This is a genomic window from Paenibacillus sp. J22FR83, assembly GCF_059691955.1.
In genome coordinates this window covers 20,402-38,275 of the sequence record NZ_JCAUAM010000029.1, presented here as the reverse complement: position 1 = coordinate 38,275, position 17,874 = coordinate 20,402, and the positions used below count along the sequence as shown (strand labels likewise).

The 17,874-nt window shown below is 47.1% G+C and carries 15 protein-coding genes; all 15 read left to right on the top strand.

Annotation, left to right across the window (positions count from 1 at the left end; genetic code table 11):
• Positions 1–22 precede the first annotated feature (22 nt).
• The 15 genes from spoVT to AC58PV_RS32765 all read left to right on the top strand — a co-directional run bounded on the left by spoVT (position 23) and on the right by AC58PV_RS32765 (position 17,849).
• Positions 23–565, top strand: a complete 543-nt coding sequence (gene spoVT / locus AC58PV_RS32835) for a stage V sporulation protein T (protein WP_068663574.1) — start codon at positions 23–25, stop codon at positions 563–565.
• Positions 566–696: 131 nt separating this feature from the next.
• Positions 697–2,487: a putative polysaccharide biosynthesis protein gene (locus AC58PV_RS32830; RefSeq protein WP_497437204.1), complete on the top strand. Its 1,791-nt coding sequence runs from the start codon at positions 697–699 to the stop codon at positions 2,485–2,487.
• A gap of 56 nt (positions 2,488–2,543) precedes the next feature.
• A complete protein-coding gene (gene yabN / locus AC58PV_RS32825; RefSeq protein ID WP_497437202.1) occupies positions 2,544–4,070 on the top strand; it encodes a bifunctional methyltransferase/pyrophosphohydrolase YabN in 1,527 nt (508 codons plus the stop codon).
• Positions 4,071–4,190: 120 nt separating this feature from the next.
• Complete coding sequence (locus AC58PV_RS32820) at positions 4,191–4,463, top strand: HU family DNA-binding protein (RefSeq protein WP_028557378.1); 273 nt, start codon at positions 4,191–4,193, stop codon at positions 4,461–4,463.
• Positions 4,463–4,726 (top strand): RNA-binding S4 domain-containing protein, encoded by a 264-nt coding sequence (locus tag AC58PV_RS32815; RefSeq protein WP_028557379.1) that lies wholly within the window; start codon positions 4,463–4,465, stop codon positions 4,724–4,726. Before AC58PV_RS32820 ends, AC58PV_RS32815 begins: the two co-directional genes overlap by 1 nt.
• Positions 4,727–4,821: 95 nt before the next feature.
• Positions 4,822–6,255: a stalk domain-containing protein gene (locus AC58PV_RS32810; protein ID WP_497437201.1), complete on the top strand. Its 1,434-nt coding sequence runs from the start codon at positions 4,822–4,824 to the stop codon at positions 6,253–6,255.
• A 77-nt stretch (positions 6,256–6,332) separates the two neighbouring features.
• A complete protein-coding gene (gene yabP, locus AC58PV_RS32805) occupies positions 6,333–6,620 on the top strand; it encodes a sporulation protein YabP (RefSeq protein WP_497437200.1) in 288 nt (95 codons plus the stop codon).
• Positions 6,617–7,192 (top strand): spore cortex biosynthesis protein YabQ, encoded by a 576-nt coding sequence (gene yabQ / locus AC58PV_RS32800; protein WP_497437198.1) that lies wholly within the window; start codon positions 6,617–6,619, stop codon positions 7,190–7,192. Before yabP ends, yabQ begins: the two co-directional genes overlap by 4 nt.
• A 15-nt stretch (positions 7,193–7,207) precedes the next feature.
• Positions 7,208–7,531: an FtsB family cell division protein gene (locus AC58PV_RS32795; protein WP_497437197.1), complete on the top strand. Its 324-nt coding sequence runs from the start codon at positions 7,208–7,210 to the stop codon at positions 7,529–7,531.
• Positions 7,532–7,751: 220 nt separating this feature from the next.
• A complete protein-coding gene (locus AC58PV_RS32790; protein WP_065854339.1) occupies positions 7,752–8,351 on the top strand; it encodes a S1 domain-containing RNA-binding protein in 600 nt (199 codons plus the stop codon).
• Positions 8,352–9,093: 742 nt separating this feature from the next.
• Positions 9,094–11,586, top strand: coding sequence for a stage II sporulation protein E (spoIIE, locus tag AC58PV_RS32785; RefSeq protein ID WP_497437196.1), 2,493 nt, complete (start codon positions 9,094–9,096; stop codon positions 11,584–11,586).
• Positions 11,587–11,750: 164 nt separating this feature from the next.
• On the top strand, positions 11,751–12,500 hold the full coding sequence (locus AC58PV_RS32780) for a class D sortase (protein ID WP_497437194.1): 750 nt from the start codon (positions 11,751–11,753) through the stop codon (positions 12,498–12,500).
• A gap of 154 nt (positions 12,501–12,654) precedes the next feature.
• Entirely contained in the window at positions 12,655–16,026 is a 3,372-nt protein-coding gene (locus tag AC58PV_RS32775) for a collagen binding domain-containing protein (RefSeq protein WP_497437193.1), read from the top strand.
• A gap of 211 nt (positions 16,027–16,237) precedes the next feature.
• Entirely contained in the window at positions 16,238–16,960 is a 723-nt protein-coding gene (locus AC58PV_RS32770; protein ID WP_497437236.1) for a vWA domain-containing protein, read from the top strand.
• A complete protein-coding gene (locus tag AC58PV_RS32765; RefSeq protein WP_497437192.1) occupies positions 16,944–17,849 on the top strand; it encodes a protein kinase domain-containing protein in 906 nt (301 codons plus the stop codon). The genes AC58PV_RS32770 and AC58PV_RS32765 overlap by 17 nt, the downstream gene beginning before the upstream one ends.
• Positions 17,850–17,874 lie beyond the last annotated feature (25 nt).

Here is a 17,874-nt window from a genome sequence, read left to right as displayed (position 1 = left end):
GGAAAGTGAGGCATCTAGAAGTATGAAAGCAACTGGAATTGTCCGTCGGATAGATGATTTAGGGAGAGTTGTAATCCCCAAGGAAATACGGCGCACCCTACGCATTCGTGAAGGTGACCCTTTGGAAATTTTCGTGGATCGTGATGGAGAAGTTATTTTGAAGAAATACTCACCGATTGGTGAGCTTGGTGATTTTGCGAAGGAGTATGCGGAATCGCTGTTTGAAAGCACCAATCATGTGGCCTTAATTTCGGATCGAGATCATATTATTGCAATGGCTGGTGGATCTAAGAAAGATTACTTAGAGAAATCCGTTGGGGCGGTCATTGAATCTTGCATGGAAAATCGTAAGGCTGTCATTGAAAGCAGTTCAGGTCAATTCGAGATCATTAAAGATACCAATGAAACATTCACTTCCTTTGTAGCTGCGCCGATTGTTGCAGGAGGAGATCCTATTGGTTCAGTAATCCTGATTTCGAAGGACGAGAATGTGAAGATGGGTAATATGGAAGTTAAAATGGTCGAGACTGCTGCTGGGTTCTTAGCGAAGCAGATGGAGCAATGAACACATAATTTCAAACGAAGGCTTCCTTACGGACATGATGCATCTGTAAGCGAAGCTTTTTTTGTCTGAAGGAGTAGATTTCGCTATAATACGTACATAGGAATCATGTTAGCGTAGAGGAGTAAACGGGAATGAGAGCTACCTTCAAGGAGCAAGATGGGCAGAAAGAAGGGCTCTTGAAGCAGGGGAATGGCAAGCGGGGGAAGGACCTGTTAAAGGGTGCAGCCTTGCTTGGGGGAGCAGCTGTGCTCTCTAAACTGCTGGGGACGATGCAGAAGATCCCTTTGCAGAATGTAGCTGGAGATGTAGCTTTTGGCATTTATAACGCGGTTTATCCGCTCTATATTTTGATCTTATTTGCAGCAACGGCTGGATTTCCAGTCGCGGTGTCTAAATTTGTAGCCGAACGTGTCATGGAAGGTGATCATCCAGGTGCGAAGCGGATTGTGTTTGTTTCATCTGCACTCTTAATGAGCGCAGGATTTCTCTTGTTTATCCTACTGTATATGGGGGCGGAGACGATTGCTGGTTGGATCGGCATTTCGCAAACCGTGACAGCGATCCGCAGTGTATCATTTGCACTGCTCCTATCTCCAGTTCTTGCTGTTCTAAGGGGATATTTCCAAGGGTATCAGAACATGGTGCCGACCGCGATCTCACAAGTCATCGAACAGCTTATTCGTGTTATTACGATGGTTGCCCTATTGCTGTACTTGGTTGCCCTCGCTTATGATGAAGCATGGATCGCCGCAGGGGCCACATTTGGCTCTGTAACAGGCGCTGGAGCGGGTCTTGTGGTGATGGCAGTGTATTGGCGCAGAGAACGCCGTGCCCAACGTGTGAAGCATGTGAGGGCGGAGTTGTTGGTGAATGGGGAGCAAGCAGGTGGGACGAAGCCAATGACAGAGCAGGATACGAGGAAAGCGATAGCTGCTGGTTCAGAGATAATGCAAGTGACGTCATCTTGGCAGTGGGCGAAACGGATTACGTTGTATGCAATCCCTGTCTGCTTAGGTGCAATTGTCGTGCCGCTGCTCACGCTCGTGGATACGTTCACGATGCCTCGCTTACTGGAAGCTGCATCAGGCAGTGAGTTGGAAGCTATGCGTCAGTTTGGCCTATATAACCGTGGGTTTCCACTTGTTCAGCTGGTCGTGATGGTAGCCTCCTCGATGTCAGCCGTTTTGGTGCCGGCCATTGCAGAAGCGAAGCTGCGCGGGCATGTCGAACTCATTCGCTTTCGCGCGGAAATGTCCGTGAGGCTCGCATGGGTGGTTGGGCTCGGCGCCTCGTTTGGCCTCGCCTGCTTAGCGATGCCGATCAATCTGATGCTCTATACGAGCACCGAGGCGAGCTGGACCATGGCCGTGTTGGCCTTCACGGCCTTGTTTAGTACCCTGAACGCTGTCAGCGCCAGCGTTCTCCAAGGCATCGGCGTGATCCGCACGCCGATGAATGCCTTGCTCGTTGCCATCGTGCTGAAAGCACTCGGCAACGTCGTGTTGCTGCCCCGCTGGGGCATCGACGGCGCCGCGCTCAGCGCGGTGATCGCCTATGCCGCTGCCGCGGGGCTGAACCTGGTGCAGCTGCGCCGCAGCACCGGGGTGCGCTTCGCGCTGCGGCCGTACGCCGTCAGTCCCACGCTTGCCGTGGGGTTGATGGGCGGCGCCCTTGCAGCGCTGCAAGGGCTGGCCATGCTCGCTAGCGCGGCATGGCAGGTGCCTGAGCGGTGGGGCGCCAGCGCCATCGCTCTCATAGGCGTAGTCGCCGGCGGAGCCGTCTACGCGCTTGTGCTGCTGCGCAGCGGGGGCATCAGCCGCGAAGAGCTGCGGCTGATGCCGGAGCTTGCGCGGAAGCTGGCGCCGCTCCTGGCGAAGCTAGGGCCGCGAGAGGCTTCTGGCGGCGCAGCCCCACCCAAGTAGTAACGCTATAACATAACGTTATTTAAATATATTTTGAACGTTGGAGGTGTCATCCCATGTCAACAAGCAACCCCCGAATTACCGTCCTTGGACTCGGCACAGGGGACGAAGATCAATTAACGTTAGGCGTATGGAAGAAGCTGCAACTGACAGCGAAGTCGCAAGCCAAGTTGTTCCTGCGCACGAAAGATCATCCGATGGTTCACCTGCTGGATGCGAACGCCATCCCGTACGAAACGTTCGATGCGAATTACATGTCGAATGAGTCGTTCGAGGGCGTCTATGAATCTATCGCGACAGAATTAATCAAGGCAGCGAAAAACCATATGACAGAAGTGCTCTACGCTGTTCCGGGTCATCCCATGGTTGCAGAGTACACAGTGCAGCTACTGAAACAGCGCTGCCCATCTGAAGGCATTGACCTCCAAATCACGGGAGGCGAGAGCTTCCTAGACCAAGCGTTCTTGCGCTTTGGCTTCGACCCGATTGACGGCTTTCAGTTGCTGGATGCGACAAGTATCAGCCGATATGCATTGAACCCTCAGCTGCATACGGTGATTGGCCAGGTGTATGATACGTACACGGCATCGGATCTCAAAATCAGCTTAATGGAATCTTACCCTGATGAATATCGCGTTGTTGTCGGTCATGCATTAGGCGTAGCCGGCCAAGAACAGATCATCGAAGTGCCGCTCTATGAGTTGGATCATGTCAAAGGCTACGGCAATTTGTCGCTTGTATGGGTGCCTCGCAGTGAAGGGCAAGAAACGTATTACCGTACATTCGGTAAGCTGCATGAGATTGTACAGACCCTGCGCAGCCCTGAGGGATGTCCATGGGACCGTGAGCAGACGCACGAGAGTTTGCGTAAGAATTTAATTGAGGAAGCCTACGAAGTGCTCGAAACGATTGATGAAGATGATCCGGACCATATGTGTGAGGAGCTTGGTGATTTGCTTTTACAAGTCATGCTGCATGCACAAATGGAAGAGGAGATCGGTACATTCTCTGTGTACGATGTGATCGCGACGTTGAATGAGAAGCTGATCCGCCGGCATCCGCATGTGTTTGGAGAGTCATCCGCTGAGGACGCCGATGAGGCATTAGTGAATTGGAATGCGATCAAGGCCGAAGAAAAGCGGAAGAAAGGCATTGATGTGACGAAACAATCAGTGCTGGACGGGGTTCCACGTGAGTTGCCGGGCTTGATGAAGGCGATGAAACTGCAGAAGAAAGCGGCAGCGGTCGGTTTTGACTGGACAGAACTGAATGATGTGTTAGCTAAAGTGGAAGAGGAGCTGGCTGAGCTGCGCGAAGCGATTGCGAAACCAGCGGAAGAGAGCGCGCAAGAGCGTCGTGACGAGCTGGGAGATGTTCTCTTTTCTATCGTGAATGTTGCTAGATTCCTCAAAGTAGACCCCGAAGAGGCGCTAGCACACACGAATCGGAAATTTATTCAAAGATTTTCATATATCGAAGAACAGCTACGTTTAAAGGGCTTATCTTTTGAACAAACTGGGTTATCAGAGATGGAAATTTACTGGCAGGAAGCAAAAAAAGTTATAAAACTTGACCGACGATAGAAGGATTTTGCCGAAAAAAGCAGAATACTAGACTTGTTGCAAGGTATAGTTATGAAATGTAACCGCACTTGGTACATAGAAGATGGGATCTTCAATCATTTTGGGAGGTAAAGAAAACACATGAACAAAACAGACTTGATCAACAACATCGCTGAAAAAAGCGGACTTACTAAGAAAGACGTAGAAGTTGTCCTTAACGGATTCCTTGGTGAAGTGACGGACGCTCTTTCATCCGGAGATAAAGTACAATTGATCGGTTTCGGTACATTTGAAACTCGTAAGCGTTCTGGCCGTACAGGTCGCAACCCGCAAACGGGCAACCCAATCGAAATCGCAGAATCCAATGTTCCTGCTTTCAAAGCGGGCAACAAGCTTAAAGACGCTGTAAAATAATGCGTATCGATAAATTTCTCAAAGTATCTCGTCTGATCAAACGCCGTACGGTTGCTAAGGATGTGTCCGACCAAGGACGCGTGTGGATTAACGGTAGGGACGCTAAAGCGAGTACGCATGTGAAAGTTGGAGATGAGCTATCCATTCAGTTCGGTCAGAAGAAAGTGACGATTCGCGTTGAACTTCTATCAGAGTCGACCCGTAAGGAAGACGCTGCGCAGATGTACACATTGCTGAAGGAAGAAGCTTTCCAGTCCGAATAGAAGGGTAGATAAGAGTGGCCTTGGGTTCCTGCAGAGGGGATCTGGGGCTATTTTTATGTGCAAATGATGGTCATAGAGAAAAGGGGATTTGAGTTGTGAAATTATATGCAGTTATTCTAACCGTTTGTTCGGTTGTGGGTTCGTGTCTCCTTCCTAGTCACACACAAGCTGCGACGCCAAGCAGGACACCTGCTTCTCATATTATTATGGACGGTAAAGAATTGAGCTTCGAAGTTGCCCCGATGATTGAGGAAGGCGTCATGATGGTGCCGATGAGGACGATCTTTGAAGCCTTTCAAGCGAAGGTGACGTGGAATGAAATTAGAAGGATGGTCACGGCTGTTAAAGGGGATAAAACGATCAAACTGACTACGAGTACGCAGACTGCTTACATCAATGAAAAGGCCATTCAGTTAAGTGCTAGACCGTTTGTCACGAGTGGAAACACCATGGTTCCGATTCGGTTCATCAGTGAAGCCTTAGGTGCGCTGGTGCAGTGGGAGGATAAGACGAAGACGGTGACGATTACCTCGGCGGAGAAATTGGCGCTAGATTCAACTAGTTCGACTAGCAGCAGCCCTCAGGTGTTAAACAGGCATAACCTTATGAGTGGAGGTGGGTTCACGTTCAATAAGGAGGACGTGTATTTCACGCAATACAAGGATAGGGACAATACGGAGGCTGTTATTTTCAAAACAAGCATACAGGCGTCTCTGCCACCTGTTATTCTTACCACGCTAGACGGTGGGCCAGGGCCTACTAGTTTGCAAGTTTCTGGCGGATGGCTCTATTATCTAGAACATGTCAAAGATAGTAATAATGGGCGTCTATACCAAATAAGAGAAGACGGCTCTGAGAAGACATTGCTGCTAGAGCAGGCCATGGACACGTTTCTTATATGGCAGGACTGGTTATACGTTGTTTCCACCTCCGAAGAGGGTGTTTCTTCGCTTTCCAAAATGAAAGTAGATGGCTCTTCCGCAAAGGTACTGGTCCAGGAGCAAGGCGGGATAGCATTTGGCATCGAGGGTGATCTGCTATTTTATGAAGTCAATGATCACAAGAAGTATACTTCAGCGATATATAGCATGCGTCTAGACGGCACGGATAAAAAAAGGCTAGCTACGCCATCCTATACACCATTCAATTCTTTCAAATTTGAGAATGGCTGGTTATATTATTTGTCGTTTAGCTATCCCGCTTACTCGTTATTGCGCGTACGGCAGGATGGAACGTCCGTTTCAGGCGAAGTGGTCCAAGCCAGTGCAGGCTCTGAGTTCACGATTGTTGACGACTGGCTGTACTATTTGAATCCGAAAGATCGAAGCAGTATATATAGAGCGCGTCTAGATGGAACGCTTGCCACGAAGATAGCGGATACGGAAGGACTTATTTTCGCCGTTCCCAATCATATCTTTTACGAAACGGCTACTTATGATAGGTTTAAGAAACATACGTTCTATATGAAGAAGAGTAATTTAGACGGTAGTGATACGCAAACTGTATATGAACGCGAGTTAAATAAATAAGGTTAATTGACCTTGCCCGGTTCTAAAAATGGACATCCTCCCATATCGTAAGATTAGGTGAAGGAGGGGTACAGGCCATGATTGAACCTGTGAAAAACAACAACAAAAGGCAAGAAATTAAGATGCTGAATCGCAAGCTCTTGGAAATATCGGGAGTTTTGAACGTAGAAAGCTTTGATAGCGAAGAATTCCTCCTAGAGACGGAAATGGGCTACTTGATGATTAAGGGGCAAAATTTGCACATCAAGAACTTGAGCTTGGAGCAAGGTCTAGTCGCCATTGAAGGTATGGTAAGTGGATTAGATTATGTAGACGGGAACACCCAGGAGAAATCCAAGGGGTTTCTTGGTAAGCTATTTAAGTGACGCTTCACGTTCAATTTCAGACGATATTCATGATGTTCCTGAGTGGTATATGCATAGGGGCTCTGTTCGATATTTTCCATGTACTGTCGGGCAAGCTGCGATTGCCACGCTGGACCATCCCCATTGTAGATGGCATCTATTGGATTGTGGCGATAATCCTAGTGTTCAAGATGCTTATTTACAGTAATGAAGGACAAGTTCGCATTTTTATTTTTCTCGGAATGGGGATCGGAATCTGTTTCTATTTCGGCCTTCTAAGTTCCCTTGTCATTCGTCTAACCCTCATTCTCATACGAATTGTTGTGGCGATTTACCGCTTCCTCACGCGGACTGTCGAAATATTAATCATTAAACCGATTATTGGCTTATATCGTCTAACCGTGATAATTTTGGGCTTTTTGCTGGCCGTAGCTATATTCCTTTACAGAATTGTGCTACAATTGCTCTATCCTTTGTGGAGACTATTCCTCTGGATGACTAAGCCTGTGCATAAGTACATGGTGATCCCTGGCTGGTTGAAGAAACTACAGGGACGTATCCTTGCGCTTTATCGCAGGATATTCTCGAAGTAGGAGGATTTCCTATTCATGCATGCTCAAGCAACCGTTTCAACCAAGCGCATCAGTCGGGAAGGCTCGAAGCGAAGACTGCGTATCCTTTTGATCATCGTCTTATGTTTTCTGAGCTGGGCTGCTGTTAACATCTGGGGGCAGTTCGCCAAGCTGCACGAGAAGAAAGCCGTCGTAGCGAATATGGAGCAACAACTCGTCGAGGCGCAGAAGGTGAATGCCTTAACGACGAAGGAAATCGCACGGCTGCATAACGACGAATATTTGGATCAGATCATTCGCCGGGACTTTCATTACAGTAAACCGGGAGAGACGCCGCTAAGCGCCTCGAAGCCGCAATGAGAACCCCTTATCAGGTAATTTGAAGGTGCGCGACCGTGTTTAGGTGTAGGTTTTACTGCCAATAACAAAGCAATTTTCGGATACCGAGAACTTATACTTTCTTTATTTGGTAAAAGCGTTACAAAGAAGTGGCGAATGCCGTGTTGACCGTGGTTTCTGCATCGGTTATAATCGGCGTAGCCAGTGTTTTCAACATTTTAAGGGAGGAACATTTTACTTTATGGCAATTGAAGTTGGCACCAAGTTAGAGGGAAGAGTGACGGGGATTACTCACTTTGGAGCATTCGTCGAGCTTGCTGAAGGAGTTACCGGTCTTGTTCACATTTCGGAGATCGCGGACAATTATGTGAAGGACGTTAATGACCACTTGAAGCTGGAAGACAAGGTAACGGTCAAAGTAATTAACGTGGACAAGGATGGCAAGATCGGACTGTCGATCAAGCAAACGATTGACAAGCCAGTTGAGGAAAGACCAGCTCGTCCTGAACGTACAGGTGGCAGCAGCTATCAAGGTCGCCCTAGTGGAGATCGTCCAAGCGGCGGTTACCAAGGTGGTCGCCCAAGCGGTGGTGGAGAACGTAGTGGCCCTCCAAGCGGTGGTCCAGGTGGTGGTGGCGGTCGTCCAGGTGGCGGCGGTGGCTTCAATCGTGGCGGCGGCGGTGGTGGTCGCGGCGGCTTTAACAAGCAGCAGGGCGGAGCTAGACCGTTTTCGTTCGAAGATAAAGTATCTCGTTTCCTCAAAGATAGTGAAGAGCGGATTTCGTCCTTGAAGAAGAACACCGAGTCCAAACGCGGTGGCCGAGGCGGAAGAAGAGACTAATAGATGCAGATGATGAACCACATTCGCTTAGGCGAGTGTGGTTTTTTCTTTGCCATATAAGAATTTATATGTTTGGGGTTGGGTAAGCGAAGCTTCCCCCTTATTTCAAGTATAATCACACTTCGCTTTATCTGATATCGATTTCCAACCCAGCTAAATGGAAAACATACAGTTAATTTTCGCAACTTCCCCCAAATTCAACGATTAGATGGAATTTATGTGGTTAAATATTCGAATTTCATCCGTATTCTCTTTAAATCTCGAAATTTACATGGATAATTTCCAGTTAAATCACGGAAACACGAATTAGACGTGAAATTAGCTGTACATAATACAGTTACTCTAGTGTTTGGTCTATGGCTGCCGTATACCAAAAGGGGCGTACTTCTCAAGTACAGTCCCTTTTCTTGTATTTCTCCATAAACGCTCCGTCCTTAAAGGAAGGGGGAGACGTTTTTCTTTGTCATGTGCGACAAGTCCGGCAAAAAGAATGAAAATCAATCGACATGGAGTTACGGGTATCTCCCTCATATGCGGCGCGTCGATTCGAGGTAATCAGACTTATGGAAACGATTTCAACATAAAGAACCTAGAGTAGGCAAGGGCTGGGAGCTGTTGACAAAGACATCGGGACATGTCGGAAATTTCTTTGAATCTATCAACTCATTCTGACAAACTTTCTGCTAGATTGTCTCTATACTAGAGTAACAAATAAGGGAAGAAATGGATGGTGTTCGAGAATATGCAAAGACGAAGCTTAGGCGCGGTGATGGGTAGTGGATGGTCTGGGATTTGGCAGAAAGCAAGAGTAGGTGTTCACAGTGCAGCTGTGGAGAATCGATGGGTTCAAGCTTTTGTTGCTAAGAAATGGTCGTTACTGCTCATTGTTATGGGCTTCCTGCTGGGTCGAGCGATGATTCTGGAACAGTTATCACCATTTGCTTTGGCTTTTGTCGCAGTCATCTATTTTACAAGAAAGGATATCTTGCATTGGGTCGGTATTGCAGCATTTGCTGGAAGCTTGCTCGCGGTGAATGGGAATACCGGATATCTGGTGACAGAAATCGTGATCTTCTTATTGATCCAGAAGGCACTTGAGAAATATGAACGCTCAGACGTATCGTTAGCGCCGCTGCTTGTATTCAGTTCAACGTTCCTCGTACAGCTCTTTGCGGAGTTGGTTGTTTCTAATCTGACGTGGTACTCCTTAATGATGCTTACCGTTGAAGCGTTGCTAAGTTTGGTGCTGACGCTCATTTTTATTCAAGCGATCCCTGTATTCACCCTTACCCGCAAAAATTACCATCTAAAACATGAGGAGATCATTTGTTTAATTATTTTGCTGGCTTCCGTTATGACAGGTACGGTTGGTTGGCTCGTGGGTCCTGTCACGATAGAACATGTGCTATCTCGTTATTTGATACTCTTGTTTGCATTGGTAGGAGGGGCCCCTTTTGGGGCATCGGTGGGTGTTGTTACAGGGCTTATCCTAAGTCTTGCGAATAGCAATGCCATTTATCAGATGAGTTTACTTGCATTCTCTGGTATGCTCGCAGGTCTCCTTAAAGAGGGGAATCGCTTGATGGTTGCCTTTGGGATGCTGATAGGATCAACGATTCTATCTTTCTATATGGGTTCTAGTGTGGATATGGTCAATTCCGCGTGGGAGTCACTTGCTGCCGTAGCCTTGTTTCTACTGACACCTCGAAGTGTCATTCTCATGTTGGCTAAGTATGTACCGGGCACGCAGGAGAATCTCAAGTCGCAACAGGACTATGCCAAGCGTGTACGTGATGTGACAGCGGGGCGCGTAGAGCAGTTCTCGGAGGTATTCCGTCAACTCGCTCGCAGCTTCAAACAACTGACGACAGAAGATGAGGTGAGTCGCAAGGAGGAGGATGTCGGACATTTCATGAACGCTGTCGCCCAGAAGACCTGTGAGTCTTGTTGGAAGAAGAGTCAGTGCTGGGATCAGAAATTCTATCAAACGTATACGTATATGACGGATATGATGAGCCAAATTGAGTCGAAGGAGAGTATGACGAAGAAGCAGATTCCACCCGAGTGGAAGAAATCCTGTATCCGTACGGAACAGGTGCTAGATGTGATGAAGGGGCAATATAGTTTATATAAGAATGATAGGCATTGGAAAAAGCAAATCATCGATAGCCGGCATCTTGTTGCCGAGCAGTTGTCGGGTGTTTCGCAGGTTATGGAAGACTTAGCGAAGGAAATCAAGCGGGAAGGACAGGAGTTGTTCCTCCAAGAAGAGCAAATTCGTAATGCCCTTGAGGAGCTGGGCTTATCTATTCATACCATCGATGTTATTTCTTTAGACGAAGGTAACATCGAAATTGAAATCATCCATCAATATACGAAGGGATTTGATGAATGTCGGAAGATCATCGCGCCGCTTCTGAGCGAGATCATCGGCGAGAATGTCGCCGTCATGCGTGAAGAGATGCACACGCGCGGCGAGGGCTACAGCACAGTCGTATTCGGCTCCGCCAAGGAATACGAGGTGGAGACCGGAGTCGCCGGCGCGGCCAAGGGAGGCGATCTCTTCTCGGGCGACAGCTACTCAACGGTGGAGCTGGGTAATGGCAAGTATGCCGTTGCGCTGAGCGACGGTATGGGGAATGGCGAGCGAGCGCGCGCGGAGAGCGAGACGGCGCTTAGCATCCTGCAGCAGCTGCTGCAGTCGGGGATGGACGAGAAGCTCGCGATCAAGTCGCTGAACTCGGTGTTGATGCTGCGTTCATCGGATGAGATGTACGCCACGGTGGATATGGCATTGATTGATATGTACAACGCCAATACAACGTTCATGAAGATTGGCTCTACGCCAAGCTTTATTAAGCGGGGGACAGAGGTTATCCCGATCTCAGCAAACAATTTGCCGGTAGGCATATTGAGCGAGATTGATGTCGATCTAGTTTCTATACCGCTGCAATCAGGGGATATCCTTGTGATGATGACGGACGGTATCTTCGATGCTCCAGGCCATGCTGTGAACAAGGAGATGTGGATGAAGCGGATGATTCAAGAGATTGATACGACGTTGCCGCAAGATTTCGCGGATTGCTTGTTGGAGCGTATCTTCCGTCATCATCACGGCGAGATTCAGGATGATATGACGGTGGTCGTCGCACGTATTGAAAGACGGCAGCCGGAATGGGCTACGTTCCGTTGGCCAGGCATTACACGTATGGAGCGTCCGAAAACAGTGAGTTAAGGTTCTAATAAGCCGTGCCGGCTCATTTGCCGGCGCGGTTTTTGAAGTAGTGGAAAGTATAGGTCTCACATGATAAATTAGTCATATATTTCCATTTATGCTTACATGCGTCCTAAGAGGACAAAATAGCTGTTTATTGGGCGACAAGAGAGGTGGGTAGTTGAATGAGCAGGAGATGGTTTGCTTTATTACTCATCCTCCTGGGTGTAGGGGTGTTTCTGTATCCCACGATGAATGATCGCTATGAAAGTTATCAGCAGCAACAAATCTTGCAACAATGGCAAGACAACATGCAAGCAATGGATCAGTTGATAGGTGAGGAAGGTGAGGATCCGCATAGCGCAGGTGTCTTGAACACTACACTCATTGGTGGTGTTGTGACTCCCTTATCAGATGCAAGTGCAAGTACAAGTGATGCTGGGCCGTTGGAGTCCAATGTGGCGAAGCCCACAAGTAGCGCTGGCAGCAAAGCGCCTGTGAATGTCGTAGCGACAGCGAAGCCGCCCCCTGCGAAACCTAAGAACATGGAGGGAGTTCTAAGCATTGATAAAATTGATTTGAAACTTCCTATTCTCACGGGTGCAACCATGGATAATATGAAAGTCGCAGTTGCCAGCATTGCAAATACAGGGAAGGCTGGTGCAATAGGCAATTATGCGATTGCCGGTCATCGAAATTTGACATACGGCAAAAACTTTAATCGCTTAGATGAGGTTGCCCCTGGTGATGAAATTGAAGTAGAGACAGGAAGCCAGAAATTCGTCTACCGCGTAAAGGAGAAGTTATATGTTCTGCCTACGGATGTGTGGGTATTGCAAAGTACGGAGAGCAATCGGGAAATTACGTTAATAACGTGTGATCCCATGGTAGACCCGACGCATCGCTTAATTGTGAAAGGGAAATTAGTTGAATAGTTAGGAGTTGACGTATAGAAAGGATGGAAATGACATATTTTCAAAACATGCTGTATTTTCTCATGGCTGTTATGATACAATTTGTATCAAAACTCTTTATATGCACTTTTTTGTCTTCGGATAGGCACATATCTGGAATGGAGGCTAAACAAAGATGGTGAAGAAACAAACAAAGGCCATGCTGATTGCGCTCTTAATGTTTATGCAATGCCTTTATGGAATTACCTTATCTAGCCAAGTGAATGCAACGGAGATATCGGGCAACATCCTAGATAGTGTCACATTAGCGGTATACGATAGTAACGGTCAAGTGGTTACGGGGAATGTTTATGATCAGAACGCACAAGCGAAGCTGGATTATAGCTGGTCTTTGCCCAATGGTCACGGCTATCATAGCGGAGATACATTTACTTTTACGCTGCCGCAGGAATTTACTTTGTTCAATGATGTAAGCGGTGCCCTTGTCATTGATAACAATTCAACCGTAGGGGATTTCCATGCCGACAAAGATAGTCATCATGTGGTGATTACCTTTAATGAATTTATTGAGAGTCATGATGATTTGAAGGGAACGTTGAGTTTCCTTACACAATTCAATAAGAGCCAAATTACTGGGACGACGGAACAAACAATCGTTATTCCTGTTCGAAGCGGGGACCAGATATTTACCATCAAGTTCAGGCCTACCGTAGATTCAACGATCAGTAAGTCAGGCGCTCCTCTTGGCTACAATGCGAAGTCGATTGATTGGACAGTGGATGTGAACAAGACATTGGATACCATACAGAACGCCGTTGTTACGGATACGATTCCGGTAGGATTAGCGGCTCCTGTGACGGTTGCTGTTTACCAACTGCAAGTACAACTCAATGGTACAGTTATACAGGGGGTGAAATTAGACAGTAGCAGCTACTCAATGAGTACCGAAGGCGGGGTTCTTCGCATTCAATTTGCGGAGAGTCCGATCACATCTGCTTATCGTATTCAATATACAACGCCAATTACGGATAAGCTCAAGACTTCCTTTACGAATACAGCGAGTTTCTTTGGGACGAATATGGCTGAACCTGTTCGAGCCTCTTCAACAGTCAATGTATCTCGAGGGCAAATGTTGGTGAAGGAAAGGACGGCGTATGATTCAACAACGCAGACCATGCAATGGGCTGTCTTGTATAACGGAGGAGAAGAGGGAATTCCGCAATCAGAGGCTAATCTGACAGATGTTTTTGATGATATTCATGGGCTGGTGAGTGATTCCCTCCATGTGTATAAGGTGACATTCAATAGTACTGGTGTTGCCACACTTGCTGGCGAAGTGCCATCGGATAAATACGTGGTATCCTTACATACGGAACAAGGGAAATCAGGCTTTAAATTGCAATTTCTTGAAGATATCTCTTCCGCATATAAAATCACTTATGCAACGAAAGCAATAGGGCCCGTCTACGAGGATGGACTTCTTACGAATAAGGTTTATACGGGCGAAAACAGCAGTACTACAATCACTAAGCCATTCACGCAAGTTGGTATTGTTAAAACAAGAGGTGACGTGAACTATCAGTCGAAGGTAGTCGGATGGCAAATTGTCATTAATGGCGATAGTCAGGAGATGGATCACGTTGTTGTAACGGATACATTTTCTAACAAAGGTCTACAACTCATACCGGGCTCTTTGGTCGTAAAGAAAGGAAATGTTGTACTCAATAATCCAGTAGATTACACACTTGATAGTAGCGTTGACGCAGATGTCGGATTCACCCTGACATTTACCGACCCTATTTCTCAGCCTGTAAAAATCACTTATGATACGGCGTATAACCTCGAATTAGCACTTCCGTTAGGCAGTGCAAATGTATTTACCAACCAAGCTAGAATAGACTGGATCAGGCAAAATACAGAGCATACGAAGACTGTAACGGCGGAGTTCAATCCCTTCAACGAAGTGAAGAAAAATGGATTTAAAAGCGGTACGTATAACGCCGTAAATAAACAAATCTCTTGGAGTGTAGGGGTCAACTATAACAGAAAGAATATTTCCCAAGCCATAATTGAGGACGTATTGGAGTCTGGCCAGACTCTGGTTGCTAACACGTTAGTTATTCACAAAATGGTTATCGCTCCTAGCGGTGCCCATTCACTAGGTGATTTGGTGGATCCTGCACGGTACCACTATGAGGTAACGCCCCAGAAGAAAATAATAATAACGTTTCACGATCCTATTACAGAGGGGTATACCATCGATTTTGCTACAAGTTTAGAGAACCAACTGATCATTAGTCGAGTGTTCAATACAGCAAAGCTATTCGATGGTACCTCTCAAGTAACGAAAGACCTCACAGCCTCTGTTAATATTCCTCATGGCGGAGAATACGTGAGCAAGAACGGAGCACAAAGCGGTGATAAGATCAACTGGCAGATTACCGTCAACCAGGGTCAATCCAAGCTAACCGATGCGGAAATATTCGATACGCCATCGAAGAATCAAGTGTTACTATCGGACTCCTTTCATTTATTCAGTATGAAGGCGGCCACTAATGGTGATTTGACGAAGGATGTGGAATTAGTAAAGGGTACTGGTTACACGGTTGATATTCAAACGGATGCAGAGGGGAACCAGACATTCCGTCTAAAATTCAAGAGCCTGATCTCGACGGCATTTGTGCTGGAATATCAGTCGGTTATAGCAGCCCGTAATCAGGAATCAGTCTCTAATAGCGTGAGCTTCAGCGGAAACAATGTGACTACGATCACGAAAGAAACAGTGAAAGACATTGTGGTCGGTGTATCGACAGGTTCGGGCACAGGCAACGGTGTTCGCGGGTCGTTGGAAGTGAAGAAGATTGATGCCGCGAACAGGGAAATACCGCTTCGGGGTGCAATTTATGAGCTTTATCGGAAGTCTGGCGATACGAAGAATCTCATTCAAACCCAAACGACGAATGAAAATGGCATCGCCATTTTCCAAGGGTTGCTCGCTGGAGACTATGCGATTAAGGAGATAAAGGCTCCTGCTGGCTACTCGCTAGATGGAAAAGAGTATCCATTCACGCTGCAATCGGGAGAGAATAAGAGATTGACGTATACGAATACCAAAGCAGAAACGCCGCCACCGACATCAACGCCAACATCAACACCACCACCGACGCCAACGCCAACACCAACACCAACACCAACACCAACACCAACACCAACACCACCAACATCAGAACCACCAACGACATCAACGCCAACACCAACACCAACGCCAACGCCGCCACCATCGCCACCGACACCATCGCCATCTATAACGCCGACACCAAGCCTAACGCCAAGTCCATCTATTGCACCTACACCTAAGCCTACACCGCCTTTAGTGACGGTGCCATCACCGAAAGCGCCTGATCCTGGCGTAGTGGTTCCTTCAACTGGTGAGCCGGCAATGTTGCCGGTAACTGGAGAATCTAGTCACCTCTATGTTAAGCTTACTGGTCTTACGTTTGTACTTTTTGGCTTGATGCTAGGATGGAAAGTTCGAAGGAGACGCTAACGTCATCGATGGTTGCAGTAGCACTGCGAATAAGCAGAGGGATGCCCTCTGCTTATTTGGTTGTTACCGTATGCTTCTCAATATGCTGTCGAAATAAATACCTTTCTCAATCCCTGCTTGCAAGATGATTAGACACTCTCAGAAATGGAAAAACTAGGATATGAACCTACTAGAGAGCGAATCTTATCGGCCAGGGAGGCAGAAGATCATGATGAAACAAATTTTATTGATTACAGACGGTTGTTCCAATGTTGGTGTAAGCCCCGTAATAGCGGCGGCACAAGCGCAGGCAGAAGGTGTTGCTGTGAATGTCATTGGTGTGATTGATCATGGAGAGTTAGGTGTACTAGGCTCAGAAGAGATTCGAGAGATTGCGGCAGCAGGTGGTGGCATGAGTCGGATTGTGAATTCCGAACAGTTGTCGCATACGGTACAAATGATGACCCGGAAAACTGTGAATGCGACCATCCAGCATGCGGTGGGTAAGGAACTGCAAAGTATATTAGGGACCTCGCAATTAGAGCATCTACCGCCGGAGAAACGAGCAGAAGTCGTGCAAGTTATTGATAATATGAGTGAAACTACGTCTCTGCGTGTGGCTCTTTTAATAGATGCAAGTGCTAGTATGAAGCCGAAGCTTGCTGCTGTACGCGAAGCAATCCACGATCTTTTGCTTAGTTTAAGAGCCAGAAGCGGCGTGAGTGAGCTTGCGGTTTTCCACTTTCCATCTACCAAATCAAGTGATCAAGAACTAGAGATGGATCATGGTTGGACGAATCAGCTTGCAAATGTCGACAAGATGTTCTATAAAATAAACATGAAGGGTACGACGCCAACCGGTCCAGCGCTATTGCAAACGTTGCAGTTCGTGACAGAAAAGCCTTTCTCACCAAAGACGACTGAGGAAGGGATGCTGAGTGACTACGTGGTATGATGAGGCCTTTCGCCCAGGGGCTGTTATCAAGGGAAAGTGGAATGGCCATGTGTATGTGGTCGAGCGTTTACTAGGAGCGGGCTCCAATGGTATTGTTGCTCTGGTTCGAAGGGGAAACGCTAGATTTGCGCTGAAAGCAGGATATGAAACGGTTGACCATCAGTCAGAGATCAATTCCTTGCTTGCTATTTCATTGAAAGAGAATTCATTTAAGAACTTTCTGATTGATTCGGATGATATGGTGATTCAAGGGAAAGGGATCTCCTTCTATGTCATGCGGTATATTGAGGGCGTGACGCTAACTGATTTTATACATAAACGCGGGCAAGACTGGATATTTGTAATAGGTACGAATCTATTGCGGAAACTCACTGAAATTCATAGAAGTGGGTATGTATTCGGGGACTTGAAGGTCGAGAATATGATTGTATCTAACTATGGCGATGTGGACCTTATTGATTTCGGAGGCGTATCACCCAAAGGACGAGCGATTAAACAATTAACTGAAGTCTACGATCGTGGGTTCTGGAATATGGGGGAGCGGGTTGCGGAGGAAAGTTACGATCTATTCTCATTTGCTATTTTACTATTAAAAACACTAGATAACCGCAGACGCTTCGCTGGCTTTATCAAAACGCTCCCTCAAAATCGGGAGTTGGACCAATTAACGTCAATCATGCGGGAGAATCCAGTTGCTGCGCAGCTGGCACCTTTTCTGAATAAAGCTTTACACGGCGAGTTTCATTCGTCGGAAGAAGCGATTGTAGAATGGAAGAAGCTAGTTGCAGGCAAGAAGATTGCCCTGTCGACGCTGAAAATGCCATGGCTTAAAATATGTTTTGCTGCCTCTATTTTTATTTGTGGAGCAACGATTTATATGTTTTGGTAGGGCAGGCTTTAGCTAAGGGCCGAAA

What these genes read in the sequence shown, in the direction of transcription:
- yabP (WP_497437200.1), top strand. Translation starts at nt 6,333, where the DNA reads ATGATTGAACCTGTGAAAAACAACAACAAAAGGCAAGAAATTAAGATG.
- AC58PV_RS32770 (WP_497437236.1), top strand. Translation starts at nt 16,238, where the DNA reads ATGAAACAAATTTTATTGATTACAGACGGTTGTTCCAATGTTGGTGTA.
- AC58PV_RS32775 (WP_497437193.1), top strand. Translation starts at nt 12,655, where the DNA reads ATGGTGAAGAAACAAACAAAGGCCATGCTGATTGCGCTCTTAATGTTT.
- AC58PV_RS32815 (WP_028557379.1), top strand. Translation starts at nt 4,463, where the DNA reads ATGCGTATCGATAAATTTCTCAAAGTATCTCGTCTGATCAAACGCCGT.
- AC58PV_RS32790 (WP_065854339.1), top strand. Translation starts at nt 7,752, where the DNA reads ATGGCAATTGAAGTTGGCACCAAGTTAGAGGGAAGAGTGACGGGGATT.
- spoVT (WP_068663574.1), top strand. Translation starts at nt 23, where the DNA reads ATGAAAGCAACTGGAATTGTCCGTCGGATAGATGATTTAGGGAGAGTT.
- AC58PV_RS32780 (WP_497437194.1), top strand. Translation starts at nt 11,751, where the DNA reads ATGAGCAGGAGATGGTTTGCTTTATTACTCATCCTCCTGGGTGTAGGG.
- AC58PV_RS32795 (WP_497437197.1), top strand. Translation starts at nt 7,208, where the DNA reads ATGCATGCTCAAGCAACCGTTTCAACCAAGCGCATCAGTCGGGAAGGC.
- spoIIE (WP_497437196.1), top strand. Translation starts at nt 9,094, where the DNA reads ATGCAAAGACGAAGCTTAGGCGCGGTGATGGGTAGTGGATGGTCTGGG.
- AC58PV_RS32830 (WP_497437204.1), top strand. Translation starts at nt 697, where the DNA reads ATGAGAGCTACCTTCAAGGAGCAAGATGGGCAGAAAGAAGGGCTCTTG.
- AC58PV_RS32820 (WP_028557378.1), top strand. Translation starts at nt 4,191, where the DNA reads ATGAACAAAACAGACTTGATCAACAACATCGCTGAAAAAAGCGGACTT.
- yabN (WP_497437202.1), top strand. Translation starts at nt 2,544, where the DNA reads ATGTCAACAAGCAACCCCCGAATTACCGTCCTTGGACTCGGCACAGGG.